This is a genomic window from Synechococcus sp. FACHB-909, assembly GCF_014698945.1.
Classification (GTDB): Bacteria; Cyanobacteriota; Cyanobacteriia; order PCC-6307; family Cyanobiaceae; genus Cyanobium.
In genome coordinates this window covers 513,635-532,960 of sequence record NZ_JACJTY010000002.1, presented here as the reverse complement: position 1 = coordinate 532,960, position 19,326 = coordinate 513,635, and the positions used below count along the sequence as shown (strand labels likewise).

At 69.8% G+C, this 19,326-nt stretch carries 21 protein-coding genes; 10 read left to right on the top strand and 11 right to left on the bottom strand.

Going from position 1 to position 19,326, the window contains the following annotated elements; translation table 11 throughout:
* Nucleotides 1–152: 152 nt before the first annotated feature.
* On the top strand, nt 153–500 hold the full coding sequence (locus H6G99_RS05920; protein WP_094586716.1) for an NAD(P)H-quinone oxidoreductase subunit M: 348 nt from the start codon (nt 153–155) through the stop codon (nt 498–500).
* A complete protein-coding gene (locus tag H6G99_RS05915) occupies nt 497–1,249 on the top strand; it encodes a DUF3172 domain-containing protein (protein ID WP_190610499.1) in 753 nt (250 codons plus the stop codon). Before H6G99_RS05920 ends, H6G99_RS05915 begins: the two co-directional genes overlap by 4 nt.
* On the opposite strand, the gene H6G99_RS05910 is transcribed toward H6G99_RS05915, so the two are convergent.
* Nucleotides 1,224–2,225, bottom strand: a complete 1,002-nt coding sequence (locus tag H6G99_RS05910) for a LysR family transcriptional regulator (RefSeq protein ID WP_190610497.1) — start codon at nt 2,223–2,225, stop codon at nt 1,224–1,226. The genes H6G99_RS05915 and H6G99_RS05910 overlap by 26 nt on opposite strands.
* A gap of 119 nt (nt 2,226–2,344) precedes the next feature.
* On the opposite strand from H6G99_RS05910, the gene H6G99_RS05905 reads away from it, so the two are divergent.
* The 6 genes from H6G99_RS05905 to H6G99_RS05880 all read left to right on the top strand — a co-directional run bounded on the left by H6G99_RS05905 (nt 2,345) and on the right by H6G99_RS05880 (nt 9,662).
* Nucleotides 2,345–3,097, top strand: coding sequence for an NnrU family protein (locus H6G99_RS05905; protein ID WP_190610496.1), 753 nt, complete (start codon nt 2,345–2,347; stop codon nt 3,095–3,097).
* A 97-nt stretch (nt 3,098–3,194) separates the two neighbouring features.
* Nucleotides 3,195–5,207: an NAD(P)H-quinone oxidoreductase subunit 5 gene (locus H6G99_RS05900; protein WP_190610494.1), complete on the top strand. Its 2,013-nt coding sequence runs from the start codon at nt 3,195–3,197 to the stop codon at nt 5,205–5,207.
* A 69-nt stretch (nt 5,208–5,276) separates the two neighbouring features.
* Nucleotides 5,277–6,896: an NAD(P)H-quinone oxidoreductase subunit 4 gene (locus H6G99_RS05895; protein ID WP_094586726.1), complete on the top strand. Its 1,620-nt coding sequence runs from the start codon at nt 5,277–5,279 to the stop codon at nt 6,894–6,896.
* A gap of 144 nt (nt 6,897–7,040) precedes the next feature.
* Nucleotides 7,041–7,433, top strand: coding sequence for a lipopolysaccharide assembly protein LapA domain-containing protein (locus tag H6G99_RS05890; RefSeq protein WP_094586728.1), 393 nt, complete (start codon nt 7,041–7,043; stop codon nt 7,431–7,433).
* A gap of 97 nt (nt 7,434–7,530) precedes the next feature.
* A complete protein-coding gene (locus H6G99_RS05885) occupies nt 7,531–8,433 on the top strand; it encodes a segregation/condensation protein A (RefSeq protein ID WP_190610493.1) in 903 nt (300 codons plus the stop codon).
* Nucleotides 8,434–8,480: 47 nt separating this feature from the next.
* The gene (locus H6G99_RS05880; protein WP_094586732.1) at nt 8,481–9,662 is read left to right on the top strand and encodes a nucleotidyltransferase family protein; all 1,182 of its coding nucleotides are present in this window, start codon (nt 8,481–8,483) and stop codon (nt 9,660–9,662) included.
* On the opposite strand, the gene H6G99_RS05875 is transcribed toward H6G99_RS05880, so the two are convergent.
* On the bottom strand, nt 9,597–10,553 hold the full coding sequence (locus H6G99_RS05875) for a methylenetetrahydrofolate reductase (RefSeq protein ID WP_502690439.1): 957 nt from the start codon (nt 10,551–10,553) through the stop codon (nt 9,597–9,599). The genes H6G99_RS05880 and H6G99_RS05875 overlap by 66 nt on opposite strands.
* A 114-nt stretch (nt 10,554–10,667) precedes the next feature.
* Here H6G99_RS05875 and pedR point away from each other — a divergent pair, with 114 nt between their 5' ends.
* Nucleotides 10,668–10,931: a photosynthetic electron transport-dependent transcriptional regulator PedR gene (pedR, locus tag H6G99_RS05870; protein ID WP_094586736.1), complete on the top strand. Its 264-nt coding sequence runs from the start codon at nt 10,668–10,670 to the stop codon at nt 10,929–10,931.
* Nucleotides 10,932–10,949: 18 nt separating this feature from the next.
* Here pedR and H6G99_RS05865 read toward each other — a convergent pair whose 3' ends face one another.
* From H6G99_RS05865 to H6G99_RS05825, 9 genes are all read right to left on the bottom strand, one after another.
* Nucleotides 10,950–11,534: a CYTH domain-containing protein gene (locus H6G99_RS05865; RefSeq protein ID WP_190610491.1), complete on the bottom strand. Its 585-nt coding sequence runs from the start codon at nt 11,532–11,534 to the stop codon at nt 10,950–10,952.
* Nucleotides 11,535–11,571: 37 nt separating this feature from the next.
* Nucleotides 11,572–12,558, bottom strand: a complete 987-nt coding sequence (locus tag H6G99_RS05860; RefSeq protein ID WP_190610490.1) for an NAD(+) kinase — start codon at nt 12,556–12,558, stop codon at nt 11,572–11,574.
* 27 nt (nt 12,559–12,585) lie between these two features.
* Nucleotides 12,586–12,915 carry an NADH-quinone oxidoreductase subunit NuoK gene (gene nuoK / locus H6G99_RS05855; protein WP_094586742.1) on the bottom strand — a complete coding sequence of 110 codons (330 nt, stop codon included), beginning with the start codon at nt 12,913–12,915 and terminating at the stop codon, nt 12,586–12,588.
* Entirely contained in the window at nt 12,912–13,538 is a 627-nt protein-coding gene (locus H6G99_RS05850) for an NADH-quinone oxidoreductase subunit J (protein WP_094586744.1), read from the bottom strand. Before H6G99_RS05850 ends, nuoK begins: the two co-directional genes overlap by 4 nt.
* The gene (ndhI, locus tag H6G99_RS05845; RefSeq protein ID WP_094586745.1) at nt 13,538–14,140 is read right to left on the bottom strand and encodes an NAD(P)H-quinone oxidoreductase subunit I; all 603 of its coding nucleotides are present in this window, start codon (nt 14,138–14,140) and stop codon (nt 13,538–13,540) included. The genes H6G99_RS05850 and ndhI overlap by 1 nt, the downstream gene beginning before the upstream one ends.
* A gap of 78 nt (nt 14,141–14,218) precedes the next feature.
* The gene (nuoH, locus tag H6G99_RS05840; RefSeq protein WP_190610489.1) at nt 14,219–15,370 is read right to left on the bottom strand and encodes an NADH-quinone oxidoreductase subunit NuoH; all 1,152 of its coding nucleotides are present in this window, start codon (nt 15,368–15,370) and stop codon (nt 14,219–14,221) included.
* 51 nt (nt 15,371–15,421) lie between these two features.
* Nucleotides 15,422–16,564, bottom strand: coding sequence for a citrate synthase (locus H6G99_RS05835; RefSeq protein WP_190610487.1), 1,143 nt, complete (start codon nt 16,562–16,564; stop codon nt 15,422–15,424).
* Between the two features lie 143 nt (nt 16,565–16,707).
* Nucleotides 16,708–17,238 (bottom strand): phosphohistidine phosphatase SixA, encoded by a 531-nt coding sequence (gene sixA, locus H6G99_RS05830; RefSeq protein WP_190610485.1) that lies wholly within the window; start codon nt 17,236–17,238, stop codon nt 16,708–16,710.
* 2 nt (nt 17,239–17,240) lie between these two features.
* Nucleotides 17,241–18,854 (bottom strand): DUF3352 domain-containing protein, encoded by a 1,614-nt coding sequence (locus tag H6G99_RS05825; RefSeq protein WP_190610484.1) that lies wholly within the window; start codon nt 18,852–18,854, stop codon nt 17,241–17,243.
* Between the two features lie 54 nt (nt 18,855–18,908).
* Between H6G99_RS05825 and H6G99_RS05820 the strand changes: the two genes are divergently transcribed.
* On the top strand, nt 18,909–19,271 hold the full coding sequence (locus H6G99_RS05820) for a rhodanese-like domain-containing protein (protein ID WP_094587420.1): 363 nt from the start codon (nt 18,909–18,911) through the stop codon (nt 19,269–19,271).
* Nucleotides 19,272–19,326 lie beyond the last annotated feature (55 nt).

Sequence of the window (19,326 nt, the reverse complement as noted above, 5' to 3'; positions counted from 1 at the left end):
ATCAGCAGCAACCTTATCGGGCCTCCCAGGGCAGGGGTGACCGGCGCCGGGGGGCCGCGGCGACGGAATCGGCCGCCGACCTACCTAAAGTTGCGGCAGCACTCAATGGGTGCCACCCCCTTCTGACGATCCCCGCCCCCGAGGCCGAGCCCATGGTCGAGACGCTGCTCAAGTCCACCACCCGCCACATCCGGCTGTTCACGGCGCGGGTCGAGAACAACGACCTCATCCCTGACCCGGATCAGCTCACCCTCGACATCGATCCCGACAACGAGTTCCTCTGGGACGAGGCGGCCCTCGAGAAGGTGCGCGCCCGGTTCCGGGAGCTGGTGGCGGCCCAGGCCGGCCAGGAACTGAGCGACTACAGCCTGCGCCGCATCGGCTCCGAGCTCGAGGGGCTGGTGCGTCAGATGCTCCAGGCCGGTGAACTCAGCTACAACCCCGAGGCCCGGGTTCTGAACTACTCGATGGGCCTGCCCCGCAGCCCGGAAACCCTGTGACCCGCTCCCGCAGCAGCGCCGGCCGCCCCGAACCGGGCGGCTACGCGCCCCGACCCGACCGCACCGATCCCCGCTACGACCCCCGGGCCGACGCGCGCTCCGGCCGCTACGACGACCGGGCCGATCGCTTCGCCACCGGCTATGACCGCCGGGAGGATCCCCGTTACGGGCCCCAGGGCCGCCGCGGCAGCAACGGTGGCGGCGGCGGCCGGCCCCCCGCCGGTAACGGCGGTGGCGGCGGCGGCGGACCCAACATCCAGCTGAACGTGGCCACGGTGGCGGTGCTGGCCGGCGTGCTGGTGGTGGGCATCGGCATCGGCAGCGCCGTGACCAGCACCACCCAGGGGAACCAGGGCAACATCGCCAGCGCCCAGCAGCTCGACATGGCGGTGCCCGACCCCGAGTTCTGCAAGCAGTGGGGCGCCAGCGCCTTCGTGATGGACATCGAGCTGTACACCACGATGAACCCGAGCAGCAGCTTCGTGACCCAGCCGACCCTCCAGCCCGGTTGCGTCATCCGCCGGGAGAACTGGTCGGTGCTGCAGAAGGAGGGCGCCGTGACCGCCGAGCAGATGCGCCAGTGCAAGCAGCGCATGAACACCTTCGCCTACATCGGCTCGGTGCGCGACAAGCCGATCGTCCGCTGCGTCTACCAGACGGACATCACCGGCAACAAGTTCCAGACCCGCGGGGTCGCCGGCGCCGCCGATGACGCCGTCGGCATCACCCCTGAGGCCGATCAGTTCTGACGCCGTTGCGCTCGGCCAGCCCCGGCGTGGTCTGCACCTGGCGCAGGGGGCTGTCCGGGCTGGCGAACACCGGCAGCACCTCCCGGCGGAAGGCGTCGGCGGCCCGCGAGCAGTAGCGGGCCGGGTGGGTGATCAGCTTCAGCTGGCGCCGCACCATCAGGTCGGCCACCTGGGGGCGGTGCAGGGTGCCGGCGGCCAGCTCCCGCTCGATCGACACCACCGGCAGGAACGCCGCCCCCAGGCCCGCCTGAACGGCGTTCTTGATGGCCTCGAAGGAGTTGAGCTCCATCTCGATCTTGAGTCGCTGCACGTCGAGCTTGGAGCGGCTGAGCAGCTGGTCCACCATCTTGCGGGTGGTGGACTGGGCGTCGAGACAGACGAAGCCGAGGCGGTAGAGATCGTCCTTGGTGAGCTCGGGCAGGCGGGAGAGCGGGTGCTTGGGGGGCAGCACCAGGGCCAGTTCGTCGTTGGCGTAGGGCACCACCTGCAGCAGGTCGTTGAGATCCGCCGGCAGCTCACCGCCGATGATCGCCAGATCGATCTGCCCGTTGGCCACGCTCCAGCCGGTGCGGCGGGTGCTGTGCACCTGCAGCTGCACCGCCACGTCCGGGTATTTCTGGCGGAACAGGCCGATCATCCGGGGCATCAGATAGGTGCCCGTCGTCTGGCTGGCCCCCACCACCAGGGAGCCGCCGCGCAGGTTGTGGAGATCGTCGAGGGCCCGGCAGGCCTCCTGGCACTGGCTCAGGATCCGGTCGCAGTAGCTGAGCAGCAGGTGACCGGCCTCGGTGAGCTGGGCCTTGCGGCCGCCGCGGTCGAACAGGGAGACGTCGAGCTGTTTCTCCAGGTTCTGGATCTGCAGACTCACCGCCGGCTGGGTGACGTAGAGGCTGTCGGCCGCCTTCTTGAAGCTGCCCTCACTGGCGATGGCGCGCAGGATGCGCAGCTGGTCGAGGGTGAAAGGCAGATCTGCCATGGGTCGGGGAGGCCGCGGGGGGACCGTTCGCCGGAGCCGGCAGGCCGTGCGGAACTCTAGGGGGCTTGCCCGGTGGCAAGAATCGGCCTGTCACATCCGCTCCAGGACGCCCCATCCCCATGGCCTCGCTTCCCCTGCTGACCGCGGGCCCCCAGCACAGCAGCGTGGTGATGCTGGCCCTGCTGGTGCTCTTCGCCCTGATCCACAGCGGCGGGGCCTCCCTGAGGGTCTGGGGGGAGGAGCGGATCGGGGCCCGGCTCTGGCGCCTGCTGTTCGCCGGGCTCAGCATTCCCTCGGCGGTGGTGGTGGTGGGGTACTTCCTGGCCCACCGCTACGACGGGGTCAGGCTCTGGAACCTGCAGGACCAGCCCTGGGTGGTGCCGCTGGTCTGGACCGGCACGGCAATAAGCTTCCTGTTCCTGTATCCGGCCACCTACAACCTGCTGGAGATCCCGGCGGTGCTGAAGCCCCAGGTGCGTCTGTACGCCACGGGGATCATCCGGGTGAGCCGCCATCCCCAGGCCGTGGGCCAGGTGCTCTGGTGCGCCACCCACCTGCTCTGGATCGGCACCAGCTTCACCCTGGTGGCCTGCGTGGGGCTGATCGGCCACCACCTGTTCGCCGTCTGGAACGGGGACCGGCGCCTGCGCCACCGCTTCGGCGCCGCCTTCGAGGAGCTGCGGGCCTCCACCTCGGTGCTGCCCTTCGCTGCCGTTCTGGACGGCCGCCAGACGCTGGTGGCGGCGGAATTCCTGCGGCCCTCCCAGCTGGGGATCGCCATCGCCATCGGCGTGTTCTGGTGGGCCCACCGCTGGATCGGCCTCGGCGCCACCACCTTCTCGCGCACGGCCCTTGCCCACTGGCTGGGCTGAAGCCCCCACCAGCCGGCGGGGGTCGATGGGCAGGCCACCACAGAGGCGGAGCCATGCCGACGGGCCTGCCTAAACTCGCGCCAACAGAGCCCCCAGGATGCCCGCCGCTTCCGAACTTGCCTGGCTGATCCCGGTGCTTCCCCTGCTGGGGGCCTGCCTCACCGGGCTGGGGCTGATCACCTTCAACCGCACCGTCAACCGCCTGCGCAAGCCGGTGGCCCTGCTGCTGATCACCAGCGTGGGCATGGCTGCGGTGCTGAGCTTCGCGATCCTGGCCGAGCAGCTGGCCGGAGCCGGTGCCACGGAGGTGCTGTTCGACTGGGCCGGCGCCGGCACCTTCCACCTGCAGATGGGCTTCCGCGTCGACGCCCTCGGGGCGGTGATGCTGTCGCTGGTCACCACCATCGCCCTCCTGGTGATGGTCTATTCCGACGGCTACATGGCCCACGACAAGGGCTATGTCCGCTTCTTCACCTACCTGGCCCTGTTCAGCAGCTCGATGCTGGGGCTGGTGATCAGCCCCAACCTGCTCGAGATCTACGTCTTCTGGGAGCTGGTGGGCATGTGCTCCTACCTGCTGGTGGGCTTCTGGTACGACCGTGACGCCGCCGCCAACGCCGCCCAGAAGGCCTTCGTGGTCAACCGGGTCGGCGACTTCGGCCTGCTGCTGGGGATCCTGGGCCTGTTCTGGGCCACCGGCAGCTTCGGCTTCGAGGAGATCGGTGAACGGCTCTCGGCCGCCGTCGCCGGTGGCGGCCTGCCCACCGGGGTGGCCGTGCTGCTCTGCCTGCTGGTGTTCATGGGTCCGATGGCCAAGTCGGCCCAGTTCCCCCTGCATGTGTGGCTGCCCGACGCCATGGAGGGCCCCACCCCCATCTCGGCCCTGATCCACGCCGCCACCATGGTGGCGGCCGGCGTGTTTCTGGTGGCCCGGCTGCAGCCGGTCTACGAGCCCTTTCCGCAGGTGCAGCTGGTGATCGCCGTGATCGGCACCATCACCCTGTTCCTGGGGGCCTCGATCGCCCTCACCCAGATGGATCTGAAGAAGGGGCTGGCCTACAGCACCGTCTCCCAGCTCGGCTACATGATGCTGGCCATGGGCTGCGGCGCCCCGGTGGCCGGCATGTTCCACCTGGTCACCCACGCCTTCTTCAAGGCGATGCTGTTCCTGGGCTCCGGCTCGGTGATCCACGCCATGGAGGAGGTGGTGGGCCACGAACCCGTGCTGGCCCAGGACATGCGCCTGATGGGCGGCCTGCGCCAATACATGCCCATCACCTCCGCCACCTTCCTGATCGGCTGCATTGCGATCAGCGGCATCCCCCCCCTGGCGGGTTTCTGGAGCAAGGACGAGATCCTCGGCCAGGCCTTCAACAGCTTCCCGCTGCTCTGGGCCATGGGCTTCCTGACCGCCGGGATGACCGCCTTCTACATGTTCCGCCTCTATTTCCTCACGTTTGAGGGCTCCTTCCGCGGCCAGGACGCCGGCATCCGCGCCCAGCTGCTCAGCGCCGCCGGCCAGCCCTCCGGCGGATCCACCGACGACGACCACCACGCCCACGCCAGCCACCCGCACGAGTCGGGCTGGCAGATGGCGGCCCCCCTGGTGGTGCTGGCGGTGCCGTCGGTGCTGATCGGCCTGCTCGGCACCCCCTGGAACAGCCGCTTCGGCAACCTCGTCGATCCCGTCGAGGCCGCCGAGGTGGCCAAGGAGTTCAGCTGGGGCGAGTTCCTGCCCCTGGCGGGCGCCTCGGTGGCCATCTCCAGCCTCGGCATCGGCCTGGCGGTGCTCGCCTACGCCCTGCACCGCATCGATCTGGGCACCGCCGTGGCGGGTCGCTTCCCGGCCATCAACCGGTTCCTGGCCAACAAGTGGTACCTCGATGCCATCAACGAGAAGCTGTTCGTGCAGGGCAGCCGCCGCCTGGCCCGCCAGGTGCTCGACGTCGACTCCAAGGTGGTGGATGGGGTGGTCAACCTCACCGGCCTGCTCACCCTGGGCAGCGGCGAGGGCCTGAAGTACTTCGAGACCGGCCGGGTCCAGTTCTATGCCCTGATCGTCTTCGGCGGCGTCATCGGCCTGGTGCTCCTGTTCAGCGCCTTCGGCTGAGTCCCTCTGTGTGTGACAACGCCCATCCGGTGGGTGTGTCGGAGGCAGGGATTTCTACACTCCGGCCAGATGGACAGCACCGTTTCTGTGCCCTTTCCCTGGCTGAGCACCGCGATTCTGTTCCCGATCGGCGCCGCTCTGCTGATCCCCTTCGTGCCCGACAAGGGCGATGGCAAGCAGGTCCGCTGGTACGCCCTCGGCGTCGCCCTCACCACCTTCCTGGTGACCGTGGCGGCCTACCTGCGCGGCTATGACCCGGCCGATCCCGGCCTGCAGCTGGTGGAGCGGGTGCAGTGGCTGCCCGACCTGGGGCTGGCCTGGTCGGTGGGGGCCGACGGCCTCTCGATGCCGCTGATCCTGCTCACCAGCTTCATCACCTCCCTGGCCTGCCTGGCCGCCTGGCCGGTCACCTTCAAGCCCAAGCTCTTCTACTTCCTACTCCTGGCCATGGACGGCGGCCAGATCGCCGTGTTCGCCGTGCAGGACATGCTCCTGTTCTTCCTGGCCTGGGAGCTGGAACTGCTGCCGGTGTACCTGCTGCTGGCCATCTGGGGCGGAAAGAAGCGCCAGTACGCCGCCACCAAGTTCATTCTCTACACCGCCGGCAGCTCGCTGTTCATCCTCCTGGCGGGCCTGGCGATGGCCTTCTACGGCGGCGGCGCCCCCAGCTTCGAGTACACCGTGCTGGCGGCCAAGGAGTTCGGCACGGGCTTCCAGGTGCTCTGCTACGCGGCCCTGCTGATCGCCTTCGGCGTCAAGCTGCCGGTGGTGCCCCTGCACACCTGGCTGCCCGATGCCCACGGTGAGGCCACCGCGCCGGTGCACATGCTGCTGGCGGGCATCCTGCTGAAGATGGGCGGCTACGCGCTGCTGCGCTTCAACGTGCAGCTGCTGCCCGAGGCCCACGTCCAGTTCGCCCCCCTGCTGGTGATCCTGGGGGTGGTCAACATCATCTACGCCGCCCTCACCTCCTTCGCCCAGCGCAACCTCAAGCGCAAGATCGCCTACAGCTCGATCAGCCACATGGGCTTCGTGCTGATCGGCATCGGCAGCTTCAGCGCCCTGGGCACCAGCGGCGCCATGCTCCAGATGATCAGCCACGGCCTGATCGGGGCCAGCCTGTTCTTCCTGGTGGGCGCCACCTACGACCGCACCCACACGCTCCAGCTCGACGAGATGGGCGGGGTGGGCCAGAAGATGCGCAAGATGTTCGCCCTCTGGACCGTCTGCTCCCTGGCCTCCCTCGCCCTGCCGGGCATGAGCGGCTTCGTCTCCGAGCTGATGGTGTTCGTGGGCTTCGCCACCAGTGAGGCCTACAGCCTCAGCTTCCGCATCGTCATCGCCGTCCTGGCGGCCATCGGCGTGATCCTGACCCCCATCTACCTGCTGTCGATGCTGCGGGAGATCTTCTTCGGCAAGGAGAACCCCGAGCTCGCCTCCCACACCCACCTGGTCGACGCCGAGCCGCGGGAGATCTACGTGATCTCCTGCCTGCTGGTGCCGATCATCGGCATCGGCCTCTACCCGCGCCTGGTCACCGACAGCTACCAGGCCGCGATCGAGGCCCTGGTGGAGCGGGAGTCCGTCGCCCTGGTGAAGGTGGGCCGCGCCCCGGTCCCGGCGGTGATGGCGACCGGCGCCTTCGGCCACCTGCCGCCTGCCCTGCTGCACGCCCCGGCCCTCGGCTGAGCCCAGGCCGTCCGCTGAGCCCCGTCCACGCCACGGCGGTGGGCCGCCTGGGGGCCGGTTACGAAACCCTGCGCAGGCCCGGGGCCATGGCGCCATCCTCCGGGGAGGATGCCTACGCTCCTCCATCGCACAGCGAGGGTCTCCATGCGGCAGATCAACTTCCTTCTGATCTTCAGCTTCGGCTTGGCCACGGTGATGTTCACCCTGGAGAACACCACCGCCACCACGGTGCATTTCCTTCCGGGCGTGAGCACCACCCTGCCGCTGGCGGCCCTGCTGCTCCTGGTGGGCGGTCTCGGTGCCACCGCCGCCTGGATCTACGCCGTCTGGAGCGGCGTGGTGCGCAAGGTGGAAACCCTGCAGACCGCCGGCGAAGCGGAGGCCCAGCAGGTGCGGATCAGCGAGCTGGAAAACGATCTGCGCCGCTACCGGGCCACCGTGGATGCCCAGCTGGGGCTGCTGCCTGCCGCCGGCGAGAGCTCGGCGTCGTCCCGTGATGAGGGGGGCGACGGCAGCCTCTCGCTGGCCGCCGACTGAGGCCCTGGGGCCGGTTCGGTCATCACCGCGACTGGTGCCATCGGGCCGCAGCCGGTAGCTTGCCCAGGGACGGCACCCTCCGAGCAGGACATCGCGCGTGGCAGAAGCGGGCGCCAGACTCGCCATCCGGTTGCTCCAGGACGCGGCCGAACGGGGCGACATCGATCCCTGGGACGTCGATGTGATCGCCGTCGTCGACGGTTTCCTCGACCAGCTGCGCCAGCGCATCGAGCTGCCCAGGCGCCTGGCCCCCCAGGGAGGGAGCTACGAACGGGATCTGGCCGAGTCCAGCGAGGCCTTCCTGGCCGCCTCGGTGCTGGTGGGGCTCAAGGCGGAACTGCTGGAATCGGCCACCTTCCCGCCCGAGCCCCTGCTGGAGGACGCCTTCGACGCCGAGGACGACGGCGGCTGGGACCCCTCGGCGGTGGCCCTGCCGCGGCGGCCCGAACGGCACCTGCAGCGCCGGCCGGTGGCGCCACCCCCCCTGCAGCGCCCCGTCACCCTGGGGGAACTGATCCGCCAGCTCGAGGACATCGCCGAGCGGCTCGAGCAGGAGGGAGGGGAAGGGCGGCACAGGCCCCGCGCCCGCCGTTACAGCGAACGGGCGGCGATCGCCCAGGTGGCCTCCCTGGCCCACCGGGAGAAACTGCCGGAGACCACCGCCGCCCTGAGCCGCTTCCTGCTGGCGTGGGAGCCCACCGCCGAGGCCCTCGCGTGGGTGACCTTCGACGCCCTGGTGGGCGCCTGGGCGGAGGCCCTGGCCAGCCCCCCCGCCGGCTCTGCGGAGGACGCCGATCTGGACAGCGATCGGGTGGGGGTGTTCTGGGCCCTGCTGTTCCTCTCCTCCCAGGGCAAGGTGGAACTGGCCCAGGAGGGCGGCCTCTACGGTCCCCTCAGCCTGCGCCGCCGCGGGGAGGAACGGGTCGAAGCGCTCAGCCTGCCGCGGCTGCCGGGGCAGGGGTCAGATAGGGGGCCGGCTCTGGAGGCAGTGGCCGCCTGAGTTTTCTCCGTAGGGTGGGTCTTCACCTCCGACCTGAAACGACGCCGATGAAGGCGATGATCCTGGCGGCAGGCAAGGGAACAAGGGTGCGTCCGATCACGCACACAACGCCCAAGCCGATGATTCCGATCCTCCAGAAACCCGTGATGGAGTTTCTGCTCGAGTTGCTCCGGGAGCACGGTTTCAACGAAATCATGGTCAATGTCTCCCACCTTTCGGAGGAGATCGAGAACTACTTTCGCGACGGCCAGCGCTTTGATGTCCAGATCGCCTACAGCTTCGAGGGACGCATCAAGGACGGTGAGCTGATCGGCGAAGCCATGGGTTCGGCCGGAGGCCTCAAGAAGATCCAGGACTTCCAGTCCTTCTTCGACGACACCTTCGTGGTGCTCTGCGGCGATGCCCTCATCGATCTCGACCTCACCGAAGCCGTGCGGCGACATCGCGAGAAGGGGGCCATGGCCAGCCTGATCACCAAACGGGTGCCCCGCGACCAGGTGAGCAGCTACGGGGTGGTGGTGACCGACGAAGCCGGCCGGGTGCTCTCCTTCCAGGAGAAGCCGTCGGTGGAAGAGGCCGCCAGCGACATGATCAACACCGGCATCTACATCTTCGAACCGGCCGTCCTGGATTTCATCCCCAGCGGCGAACCCTTCGACATCGCCGCCGACCTGTTTCCCAGGCTGGTGGAATCCGGGGCCCCCTTCTACGCCCTGCCCATGGAATTCGAGTGGGTGGACATCGGCAAGGTGCCGGATTACTGGCAGGCGATCCGCAGCGTGCTGCAGGGGGATGTGCGCCAGGTGCAGATTCCTGGCAAGCAGGTGCGCCCCGGCATCTACGCGGGCCTGAATGTGGCGGCCGACTGGGACCAGATCCACGTCGAGGGGCCGATCTTCGTGGGCGGCATGACCCGCATCGAGAACGGCGTCACGATCATCGGGCCGGCCATGATCGGGCCGAGCTGCCACATCTGCGAAGGGGCCACGATCGACAACTCGATCATCTTCGACTACTCCCGGATCGGCCCCGGGGTCCAGCTCGTCGAGAAGCTGGTCTACGGCCGCTACTGCGTCGACCGCAACGGCGACCACTTCGATCTCCAGGAGGCCGCCCTCGACTGGCTGATCACCGATTCGCGCCGCCAGGACGTGGGCACCCCCTCACCGCAGCAGAAGGCCATGGCCGAGCTGCTGGGCACCGACCTCGCCGCCAGCGGCGCCCCCTAGGCCCGCCAGCCGCAGGATCTGGGGAATGCGGTGTTCGGCCTTGATGGCCATCAGGTGCACCCCCTGGGCGATGGAGCGGTAAGCGGCCACCTGTTCGGCGGCGATCGCCACCCCCTCCGCCGCCGGATCGGCCGCGCCGGCGAGGCGGTCGATCAGGGACTGGGGGATGCAGGCCCCCGGCACGACGCGGTTGATGAACTGGGCATTGCGGGCCGACTTGAGCAGAAACACCCCGGCCAGCACCGGCAGTCCGAGGGGGCCGGTGATCTCCTCCACGAAGCGGCGCAGGGCGGCCGCATCCATCACCATCTGGGTCTGGAGGAAACGGGCGCCCGCCTCCTGCTTGCGGCGCACCCTGGAGAGAAGCCCACTCCAGCTCCGCGACTGGGGATCGGCGGCGGCGCCGGGGAAGAGGGCCGTGGCCCCATCCGGCAGCTCCCCCTTCACCGGATCCTCGCCGGCGTTGAGGCCCCGCACCAGCTGCAGCAGCCGCACCGCCTCCAGCTCGTTCACCGCCCGGACCCCGGGCTGATCGCCGGCCCGCACCGGGTCACCGGTGAGGCAGAGCAGGTTGCGGATGCCGAGGGCATGGGCGCCGAGCAGATCGGCCTGCAAGGCGATGCGGTTGCGGTCGCGGCACGTCATCTGCAGCACCGGCTCGATGCCGGCCTCCAGCAGCAGACGGCACACCGCCAGGCTGCTCATCCGCATCACGGCCCGGCTGCCATCGGTGACGTTGACCGCATGCACCAGACCCCGCAGCGCCGTCGCCGCCTCGAGGGTGCGCGTGGCATCGCCCCCCCGGGGCGGTGTCACCTCCGCCGTCACGGCGAACCGACCGTCCGCCAGGGCCTGTCGAAGCTGCAACGGCCATCTCCAAGACAGGGGCATCATGGAGCAGCCGCTGCCTAGAGTGAAACAGCCCTCGCCGAGGAGCCGATGGCTGAGCGCAGGTCCATGGCGGCTTCCAGCTCACTGTCCCCATCCCCGTCCCTGGAGCGGCCCATGGTGCATCCACACAGCGAGTTATCTGAGCGGGAAATCGAGATCATCGAGCTGGTGGCCACCGGACTGACCAACCTCGAGATCGCCGGCCAGCTCACCATCAGCAAGCGCACGGTCGACAACCACGTCAGCAACATCTTCACCAAGACCGGCGCCAAGAACCGGGTGGCCCTGCTGAACTGGGCGATGGATCACGGCAAGATCTGCCGTGACGGATTCAACTGCTGCGCTCTGCCCCCTGACGCCGGGACAGGCCCCGGCTGAGCGGCACCGGTGGGGTCCTCAGTCGGGTCCTCCGTGGGCCTGGGCCAGCAGGGCCTGACGGTCGGCCTCCGGCCACATCGCCAGGGGACGGTGTGCCAGGGCGGCATTGCTGAGCTCACGGCGGCCGGTGATCTCCAGGGCGCACCAGGGGGGAACGGCCACCGGCTGGTCGGCGCGCTCCAGTTCCACCTCCGCCACCACCAGGGGCGCATTGGCCCCCTCGAACACATCCAGGACCCAGTCGCCCCCGGGCAGGTCCAGGCCGAAGCGGATCTTGCCGAGCCGATGGTCGCACCGCTCCAGCAGGGCCTCGGCGTCGTCGGCCGGAATCGGATACTCGTACTCCTGCCGCGTCAGGGCCTGACCGGCCGCCGGGATCGGCTCCCCATGCTCCGGCCCCATCAGGCCCCCGCCGGCGGCCGGCAGCTTGAGGGTGAGGAAGGCCGCCATCGGGCCCTCCGGGGGGCGGGCCAGCCGCACCCGCAGGGTGAGGTCGTCACGGCCGCTGGCCAGATACCCCTGGCGGATCAGGTTCTCTCCGACCGCATGGGGGCGCCACAGCTCGCCACGGACGAGGAAGCGGCGCTCGATTTCCAGGGCCATGGGTCAGGGTGGGCGTCGGGGCGTGGATGGGCGCGGATCAGTTGCGGGACGGCTCGCCGGCGGTGAGGCTGCCGGCCCAGTGGAGCTTGTGGGTGAGGGTGCTGTAGTACGAGGGGCTCTGCTCGAGCTGGAGCATCAGCACCGGATGGCGGCCCCGCTGCAGGACGCAGCGATCCCCGGGTTCCAGCACGGTGGCATGGGCCCCGTCCTTCCAGAGCTTCACCCGGCGGCTGGCCTCCCCCAGGGGCCACACCGACAGCCTGGAGCCGGGGGGCACCACCACCGCCCGGCTGGAGAGACTCATCGGGCAGATCGGCGTGACCACGATCGCTTCGATGCCCGGGTGGAGGATCGGCCCCCCGGCGGCCATGGCGTAGCCCGTGGAGCCGGTGGGGGTGGCGATGATCAGCCCGTCGCCCCGGTACTGATCCACCACCTCCCCGTCGATCTCGAGTTCGAGCATGCAGGTGGGGGAGAGCTCGTCGAGGGCGGGACGGAAGTAGAAGTCGTTGAGGGCCGTGTGGGGGCCATCGCCGCCCCCGCTGAGGTCGCCGTCGGAGGCCACGTCCCCCTCCTGGGGCACGCCGTCGCCGCGGTCGACCCGGGCCTCCAGCATCATGCGCCGCTCGATCGCGAAGCGGTCGTCGCGCAGGCGCTGCCAGAGGGTGTCGTCCGGATCGTGGCCCGGCTCTCCGTGGCCATCGCCCTGCAGCCTGAGCAGGCGCCGCTCGTGGGTGAGGAAGCCCAGGTGGCCGCCGACGTTGAAGCTGAGCACCGGCACCCCGTAGCTGGCCAGATGACGGGCCGCGGCGAGCACGGTGCCGTCCCCGCCGAGAACGACGGCCAGGTCCGGCAGCTCGGCCTCGGTGGCCAGAAGGCCGGGGAAGGGGTTCAGCCCCAGCCCGCTGACGGCGGTGGTGACGCTGGCCCCCTGGGAGCGCAGGTCCTGGGCACAGCGACGGGCCTGGCGCTGGGCAGCCTGGCTGCCCTTGCGCAGGATCAGCCAGACCCTCTCAAGCCGCATGGGCGGAAACCGGGGACGCTGACACCGCTACCAGCGCAGCAGGTTGAAGCGCTCCATGTCGACGGTTTCGCGGTTGCGATAGAGCGACAGCAGGATGGCCAGACCGACGGCCGCCTCGGCCGCGGCCACGGTGATCACGAAGATCGCGAACACCTGCCCCCGGATCAGCTGACCATCGAGGTAGTCGGAGAAGGCCATCAGGTTGATGTTGACGGCATTGAGCATCAGCTCGATGCTCATCAGCACCCGCACGGCATTGCGGCTGTTGATCAGCCCCCAGACACCGACGCAGAACAGCATCGCCGCGACGGCGAGAAAGGCCTCGAGGGGGATCGGGGAGGCGGCGTCGGAGATCATGGCTTGGTGAGCAGGGTGGGGGCGTTGGCGGACGTCTCGATCAGCAGGGGGGTGCGATCCTTCTCGATCAGACCCTGATCGGCCGGCTCACCGGTGATCACGTCGGTGCTGAAGACATCGCGGCGGGCCAGGACGATGGCCCCGATCATGGCCATCAGCAGCAGCACCGACGCCAGCTCGAAGGGCAGGAGATAGTCGGTGAAGAGGTGCTCGCCGATGCGGATGGTGGCTTCCTCGCCGACCGGCGTGGGACCCGGCAGCGCCCACGGGGTGGTGAAGGCCACCCGCAGCAGCAGGGCGAACAGGCCGGCGCAGACGGCGCCGGACAGCAGACGGCGGACCAGCAGGCCGGGGATCGCGGCGAGGGTTTCCTTCTTGTTCACGAGCATGATCGCGAACAGGATCAGGACATTGACCGCCCCGACGTAGACGAGGATCTGGGCGGCCGCGACGAAGCTGGCGTTGAGCAGCAGGTAGAGGCCGGCCACCGAGAGGAAGACGCCGCCGAGCAGGAAAGCGGAATAGACGATGTTGGGCAGCAGGACAACGCCCAGGGAGCCGATCACCGTGGTGGCCGAGAGCACCAGGAAACAGATCTGCTGGGTGGTGGAAGCGATCGACATCAGGACTCTGCGGTGCTGTCGGAGGGGAGGGTTTCCAGCACCTGGGACGGCAGCCGGCCGGCCCGGGGCTCGCTGGCGGGAACCCCATGGGGATCCATGGCGCCCTTGGGAAGGTAGGCCAGTTCCCGCAGGGCGAACACCGCCGGGTCGGAGGTGACGCTGGTGGGCAGGCGACCGAGGGCGACGTTGTCGTAGTTGAGGCTGTGGCGATCGAAGGCCGCCAGCTCGTACTCCTCGGTCATGGAGAGGCAGTTGGTGGGGCAGTACTCCACGCAGTTGCCGCAGAAGATGCACACCCCGAAATCGATCGAGTAGTTGCGCAGCTCCTTCTTCTTGGTGGCCTTGTTCATCACCCAGTCCACCACGGGCAGGTTGATGGGGCAGACCCTCACGCACACCTCGCAGGAGATGCACTTGTCGAGCTCGTAGTGGATCCGGCCCCGGTACCGCTCGGAGGGGATCAGCTTCTCGTAGGGGTACTGGACCGTGATCGGCCGCCGCCGCAGGTGATCGAAGGTGACCGCCAGCCCCTGGGTCATCGTCTGGGCCGCGCTCACCGCCTCCCGGGTGTAATCACCGACTTGCTTGAGAAACCCGAACATGGCTAGGGCGAGGGGGTTACGGGATGGGGACCATGATGGCCCCGAGGGGGCCGCTGTGTTGGTATCCGGGGAACGGGTTCAGCCGCCGAAGGCCACCGGGAAGGCCAGCTTGAGGCCGGCGGTGACCAGGAGGTTGACCAGGGCGATCGGCAGCAGGAACTTCCAGCCCAGGTCGAGCAGCTGGTCGATCCGCACCCGCGGAGTGGTCCAGCGCAGCAGGATCGCGAAGAACACCAGCAGATAGGCCTTGAGGATCGTGCTGACGATGCCGATCGAGCCGGTGATCACCTGGACCAGCGGGGCGTCGGGGGAGAGACCCAGCCAGCCGGTGATCCACTCGACGGGCAGCGGGAAGCCCCAGCCGCCCAGGTAGAGCACCGACACCAGCAGGGCCGAGAGCACCAGGTTGATGTAGCTGCCCAGGTAGAAGAGGGCGAACTTCATGCCGGAGTACTCGGTCTGATAGCCGGCCACCAGCTCCTCCTCCGCCTCAGGAAGGTCAAAGGGGAGGCGCTCGCATTCCGCCAGGGCACAGATCCAGAAGATCACGAAACCGACGGGCTGACGCCAGATGTTCCAGCTGAAGATGCCGGCCCCGGTCTGCTGGGCGACGATGTCGACGGTGCTGAGGGAGTTGCTCATCATCACCACCGCCAGCACCGCCAGGGCCAGGGGGATCTCGTAGCTGATCGACTGGGCGGCGGCCCGCAGACCACCCAGCAGGGAGTACTTGTTGTTGCTGGAGTAGCCGCTCATCAGCAGGCCGATGGGCTGGATGCTGCTCAGGGCGATCCACAGGAAGATGCCCACCCCCACATTGCTGATCAGGAGGTTCTGGCCGAAGGGCACCACCAGCCAGGACAGAATCACGGGCACCACCACCAGCACGGGGCCGAGGCTGAACAGCAGGCCATCGGCCCGGGCCGGGATGATGTCCTCCTTGAAGACGAGCTTGAGGCCATCGGCCAAGGGCTGGAGCACCCCCAGGGCGCCGGCGTACTCAGGGCCGATGCGCTGCTGCACGGCCGCCGAGATCTTGCGCTCGAGCCAGACACTCACCAGCACGCCGACGACGGCCCCCACCAGCACCAGGACCATCGGCAGGGGCAGCCACAGCAGGCGGGCCGCCCCGGGGGTGAGGCCCATGGCCTGGGCGAGGTCGAGGAAGCTCGACTGGAGGTCGAGACCGGGGGGAGCAACGGCGGCACCCAGCAGGCCAGTGGACAGCATCAGAGAACTCCGTTGGGGGGGAACCTAGGGGGAAAAGGGTCAGCCAGTGACTCAGCCAGGAACCGGACGGCTTTCCAGGGGGAGCCAGCCCCGCTCGGTGGGGCCGGTGTAGATCTGCGAGGGACGGTAGATGCGGTTGGCACCCAGTTGTTCCTTCCAGTGGGCCAGCCATCCTGCCGTACGGGCGATGGCGAAGATGGGGGTGAACAGGTCGCGGGGAATACCGAGCTTCCGGTAGACGAGACCGGAGTAGAAGTCGACGTTGGGGTAGATCCCCTTCGGCCCCAGCCGCCGGCCGGCCACCTCCTCCAGCTTCAGGGCCACGTCGTACATGGCGTCGTGGCCGAAGCGCTGGAAGAGCTCCTCCGCCAGGCCCTGCAGGATCACGGCCCGGGGATCCTTGACCCGGTACTCCCGGTGGCCGAAGCCCATGATCTTCTGCTTCTGGGCGATGGCCCGGTCGAGCCAGGGTTCCACCTGGTCGATGCTGCCGATCTGGTCGAGCATGTCGAGCACATCCTCGTTGGCGCCGCCGTGCAGGGGGCCCGCCAGGGTGCCCACCGCCGAGGCCACCACCGCGTAGGGGTCAGTGAGGGTGCTGGCCGTGACCCGGGCGCTGAAGGTGCTGGCGTTGAGGCTGTGCTCGGCGTGCAGGATCAGGCAGGCGTCGAAGATCCGCGCCGCCAGTGGGTCGGGCTCCCGCTCGGTGAGCATGTAGAGGAAGTTGGCCGAGTAGGCCAGGTCGTCCCGGGGCTGGATCGGGTCCTGGCCCTTCCGGATCAGCTGGAACGCCGCCACCATCGTGGGGATCTTGGCGATCAGCCGCACCACCGCATCGACGATGTACTGGGGGTCGTAGAGGGCGCGGCGGGAATAGAAGAGCCCCAGGGAGGCCGCACTGGCCTGCAGGGCATCCATCGGATGACCCGTGGCCGGGAAGCACTTCATCATGTCGCGGATGCGGAAGCTGAGCCGCCGGTGCATCTGCACCTCCTGCTCGAACTCCCGCAGCTGGAAGATGGTGGGCAGCTCACCCCAGATCAGCAGGTAGGCGGTTTCCAGAAAGCTGCTGTGGCTCGCCAGCTGCTCGATCGGGTAGCCCCGGTAGGTGAGCAGGCCCCGCTGGCCCTCGATATCGCACACCGCCGACTGGGAGGCCGGCACCCCTTCCAGACCGGGGCGGAACGTGGGCATGGCCGGCGCCGGGGGCGATGGAGAGGGAGGGGTGCCCTGAGGGTCGTTGGCCTCTGGGGTGCTCACCGCCGCCATGCCGAATCCTGTGGATGGGACGAACTTAGGCGCAGGAACGGGCTTCTGCCGTAGCGCCGGCTGCCGGCTCAGGGGCGGGGCAGCCAGAGCTTGGGCCGCACCAGCCATTCCAGCCGGGCGCTGCCGGCCAGCGCCGCCCCGGTCGGCACCACGGGCAGGCGCAGCAGGGCCAGGCCCGCCTTGCGCAGGGTGATGGCCCCGGGCGGCGCCCCCAGGAGGCGGGCCGCCAGCAGCCCCAGGTCCGGTTCATGGCCCACCAGCAACAGCCGGAAGGGCGCCGCCGCGTCCCCCTCCGCCTGGGTCCGCCAGGCCGGCAGCAGGGGCAGGGGGTCACCCCCCGGCTCCAGGGCCTGGGCCAGTTCCAGGGCCGGGGCCAGCCCGGCCTCGCGGGCGATCTCCCCCGTCTGCCGGGCGCGGGCCAGGGGGCTGGAGAGCAGGCGATCCGCCCGCAGCCCCAGGCCGGCGGCCCGCTCCAGCACGGCCCGGGTGCGGGCCCGGCCGGCGGCGGTGAGTTCCCGCTCGGCGTCGACGCGGTCAGGGCTGCGCTCCTCGGCGATGCCATGGCGCAGCAGCAGCAGGTCCCAGCCCAGAGACGCCATGGTCAGGCGTCCCCGAAGTCGAGACGGGCATCCACCGCCAGCACCCCGGACTCCCCCGTCAGGGCCAGGGCCAGCCCCGCCACCGGGTCACTGAGGGGGCCTCCGGCCAGGGCGGTGAGGCGCTGCCACGGCTGCCAGGAGGCCAGCAGGTCGCGGGCCCGCGGACCATCGAGGGCCCACTGCAAGGCCGCCGCCGGGGCCGCGAGGACCTCCAGCGGGTCCTTGGGCTGTGCAGCGCCCTTCGAACCCGGTGCGTCGAGGCTCTCCAGCTGCCCCAGGGACTCCCCCCACCAGGCCTGGTCGCCCCGTTGCCAGCGCCAGCCCAGCAGGGGGGCCTGCAGCTGCTCGGCCCTGTCGTCGCGGCGGCCGGTGCCGGCCCGCAGCCGCGTCCAGACCTGCAGCGAGCGGCCCTCCACGTCCAGGGGAGCGGCGATCAGGCCATCGGCCGCCAGGGAGGCCTCGACGGCGGCCGCCGCCGGGCGATCGGCCGCGGTCCCGAGCAGCCAGCGCTCGCCGCTGGCGGCCGCCAGCAGGGGGCCTGCGTCGGCCCCCACCACCAGGGCGGGCAGAGGCCCCGCCGCCCCGGCCCCTCCAGTCATGCGGTTCAGCAGCGGCTGCAGCAGGGGAATCGCGTCGATGACGGCGGGGTCCTGCACCACGGCGAGGCTGGCGGAGGGGCGGTGCAGGGCAGCCCGCAGGGCCCGGCCCAGGTCGCCGTCGGCACCGACCTCGGGCAGCGTCGTCTGTGGCGGCAGCTCCAGCAGGCCCGACAGCCGCAGGCTGCGGCCGTCGGGCCGCAGGGCCAGCAGCAGGCCGCCGGGCCGCTGGTCGGCCGGGGCCGGCAGCGGCAGCCCCAGCCAGCGCTCCAGGGCATCCGGGGCCGCCTGCACCAGGGCGGCCCCGGTGCCAAGACGCCGCAGACCCTCCTGGAAGCCGGGCTGGCCGGCCTGGTTGAGCTCGTCGATCTGGGACACGTCGAGGGCCTGCTCCAGCACCCCCCGTCCCGAGGCGATCAGGACGAGGTCGTCATCCACCAGGGCCGTGGCCAGGGGCATCGGCGTCCGGCCCAGCAGGGCTCCCCGGCCGCTGATCAGACCCAGGCCCCGGTACGTGCTGATCTGGAGATCGGTGCCCGCCAGGCTGCGGGTCTGCCAGAACCGCTGCAGAAAGCGGCGGGCGCCACCGTCGTCCCGGCTGCCCAGCACCAGCAGCCACCCTCCACGCCGGGTGGCCCCCGCCGCGCCGCCGGTGTCCGCCTCGAACAGGGCCAGGCCCACCGGTGATGCCAGCCAGGAGCTCAGCTCCGTGCCGTAATCGAGACCGGCCGCAGCGAAGGCCCCGTCGCGCAGCCGGCCGACCGCCTCCGCCGCCTGGCGTCGCCGGCGGGGCGGCGCGACGGCACGGGCATAGTCGAGGGGCTGCTCACCATCGGTGAACAGGTGGAGGCTGAAGGGGGCGTCCCGGGGCACGAACCGGGCCGCCCGCGGCACCTCCAGCGGCAGCCGCTGGAGACGCAGGGCACTGCGCTGCCACACCAGCCACCAGCCACCGAGCCCCAGACCGAGCACCACCAGCACCAGGGCCAGCAGCACCGCCAGGAATGGGCGGGCCTTCATCTGTTCTCAGCAGGATGGGACCATCCTGACGCCACCCCCCCTCCGACGCCCGCCATGGACGAGCCGACCCCCCCGGGCACCCCCCGCACCCTCTCCGCCGTGGAGCTGCAACGGCGCCTGGCGGAGGGGGAACCTCTCCGGATCGTGGACGTGCGGGAGGACGGCGAACTGGCCCTGGCCACGTTGCCGCTCGCCTTTGTGCACCTCCCGCTGAGCCGTCACCGCGAGTGGCTGCCGGAGCTGGAGACCCACCTCGACCGCGAGCAACCGGTGGTGGTGCTCTGCCATGCCGGCATCCGCAGCTGGGACTTCGCCTGCTGGCTGATCCAGGAGAAGGGTTACGGCGACGTCTGGAATCTCAAAGGGGGCATCGACGCCTGGAGCCGGGAGGTGGATCCCCAGGTTCCCCGTTACTGAGTCCCCGCCCCGGGCCGGTGGCGGGTCCACCGCACCTAGGATCAATCTTCTGTTT